This is a genomic window from Mesorhizobium atlanticum, assembly GCF_003289965.1.
GTDB lineage: Bacteria > Pseudomonadota > Alphaproteobacteria > Rhizobiales > Rhizobiaceae > Mesorhizobium > Mesorhizobium atlanticum.
Window position 1 is genome coordinate 1 of record NZ_QMBQ01000023.1, and the last position, 2,109, is coordinate 2,109.

Sequence of the window (2,109 nt, forward strand, 5' to 3'; positions counted from 1 at the left end):
GCGATAAGATGTTGCGCTGAGGATTATGCTGCGGAAGCTCCGGTTCTGCCCGAGTTTCAGGCGATCCCAAGCAATCTCCGCAACATAATTTTCTAAAGCACATCCGATGGCATGATCCAGGCGCCAACAACAAGGAGACCTGGATTATGTTTGAAGTTCTTTTTCGCCGGCCGTCGCGAGGTTGCGGCGATTGATCTGGAGGGACTGCTATGATCCTCCGTGACGCAATCGACTCCTATGTAGCGTGGCGGCGTGCCCACGGCGCCCGATTTATTACCAGCGCAAAGACATTGTACCAATTCTGCAGGAGCGTCCCTGAGCACGTTCTCTGCGATGCGGTTACAGAAAGCGAGGTGCGCCAATTCCTCGCCGGAACCGGCCCGCTCACCCGTTGGCGTGCTAACAAGTACGGCGCTCTCGCCGGATTCTACCGTTATGCGATCAGCCGCGGTTATGCCGCCCTGTCACCGCTGCCGGCGGCGGACGAAGAGCCGAGAAAGCGGCGATCGGCGCCATCTTACATCTACTCTCGCGAAGAACTGCAGCGCCTGTTCGGGGCCATTGATATCAGCCGTAAGCGCGGCATTCGGTTCGATGCCGAGACTTTCCGTATGCTCTTGATCCTGTACGGAGCTGGACTGCGAACCAGCGAGGCGTTGAACCTGTCCATGAAGGATGTCGATCTTGCGGACGGCATTCTGACGGTGAGGAACACCAAATTCTACAAGAGCCGGCTCGTTCCCGTTGCTCCCCAACTCGCCAGCGCCCTTAGACGTTATGCCGAACGACGTTCAGACCGTCCGCTACCCGAAGGGATGGCGTCCGCCTTCCTTGCAAACCGCGACGGAACGCAGGTGAGGAAGCACAATGTCGACCATGCATTCCGACGGCTGCTCGAGGCCACCGGTATCGGTCGCAAGGATGACGGCCGGCGTGCCCCGTGTCTGCACGCCATGCGCCACACCGCAGCCGTGCACCGGCTGACGTCTTGGTACCGCGCGGGCGCAGATGTGCAACGATTGCTGTCGGCGCTCTCGACATATCTCGGCCACGCCAACCTGGACGGCACAAGCGTCTACCTGTCCATGACGCCGGAGTTGCTACACGAAGCATCGGTCTGCTTCGATTGCTACGTCAATGGAGGGGACCATGCGTGATACTTGCATGCTCGGCCCGTGGCTCCGGCGCTTCCTGGTTGACTACATCGTTACTGAGCGCCGGCTCGCCCGCAACACGCAAAAGAGCTACCGCGACACCTTCACGCTACTGCTGCCATTTATCAGCGCCAAGGTCCGCAAACCAGCGGACCGCCTGGATGTGGAGGATATCGCTCCAACACACGTGCTGCGGTTCCTTGCCCATCTTGAAGAGAACCGGGGCTGTTCGGTGCAGACCCGCAACCAGCGCCTGACGGCGATCCGGTCCTTCGCTCGCTTCGTCGCCAGCCGTGATCCGGCTCGTCTTGCCTGGTGTGCGCAAATCCGCGCCATCACGACGAAAAAGGCTGCACCGCAGCCGATTACGTGGATGACCAGGAATGAGATGGAGGCTCTGCTGGCGGTTCCCGACCACCGGACGCCGCGGGGCCGGGCCGAATACGCCTTGTTGCTCTTCCTCTACAACACCGGGGCACGGGTCTCGGAGGCAACAAGATTGCAGGTCAGCGATCTCCAGATCGGCCGACACGGCGACAACCATGCGCTCGTCACCCTTTGCGGCAAGGGCGACAAAATCCGCCAATGTCCACTGTGGCCACGCACAGAGAATGCGCTTGGCGAGCTCATTCAGAGACGCGCAAACGGTGATCCCGTCTTCCTCAGCCGCCATCGCAAGCGCTATACGCGGTTCGGGGTCTACCGGCTCGTCGAGCGATGTGCAGCGCGCGTACCAACGCTTGCCGCAAGGTCAATCACGCCGCACGTGATCCGTCACACAAGCGCCTGTCATCTGCTGCGGGCAGGTGTCGACCTCAACACCATCAGCGCATGGCTTGGACATGTCAGTCTTGAGACCACCAACATCTACGCCGAAATCGATCTCGAGATAAAGGCGAAAGCGATGGCGCTGTGCGATGCCGCGGCTTCGGGGCCAGACCGGCCGTGGAAAGAG

General features: G+C 60.5%; 2 protein-coding genes. Both read left to right on the top strand.

From position 1 onward, the window contains the following. The first annotated feature begins 209 nt into the window (after window positions 1–209). A complete protein-coding gene (locus DPM35_RS32060; protein WP_112131465.1) occupies window positions 210–1,157 on the top strand; it encodes a tyrosine-type recombinase/integrase in 948 nt (315 codons plus the stop codon). Further along, window positions 1,150–2,109 (top strand): tyrosine-type recombinase/integrase (locus DPM35_RS32065; RefSeq protein WP_112131466.1); only part of this gene is annotated, 960 nt, incomplete at its 3' end. The genes DPM35_RS32060 and DPM35_RS32065, both read left to right, overlap by 8 nt.

Excerpts from the sequence above, each read along its gene's own strand:
- DPM35_RS32060 (WP_112131465.1), top strand. The coding sequence starts at position 210 with ATGATCCTCCGTGACGCAATCGACTCCTATGTAGCGTGGCGGCGTGCC.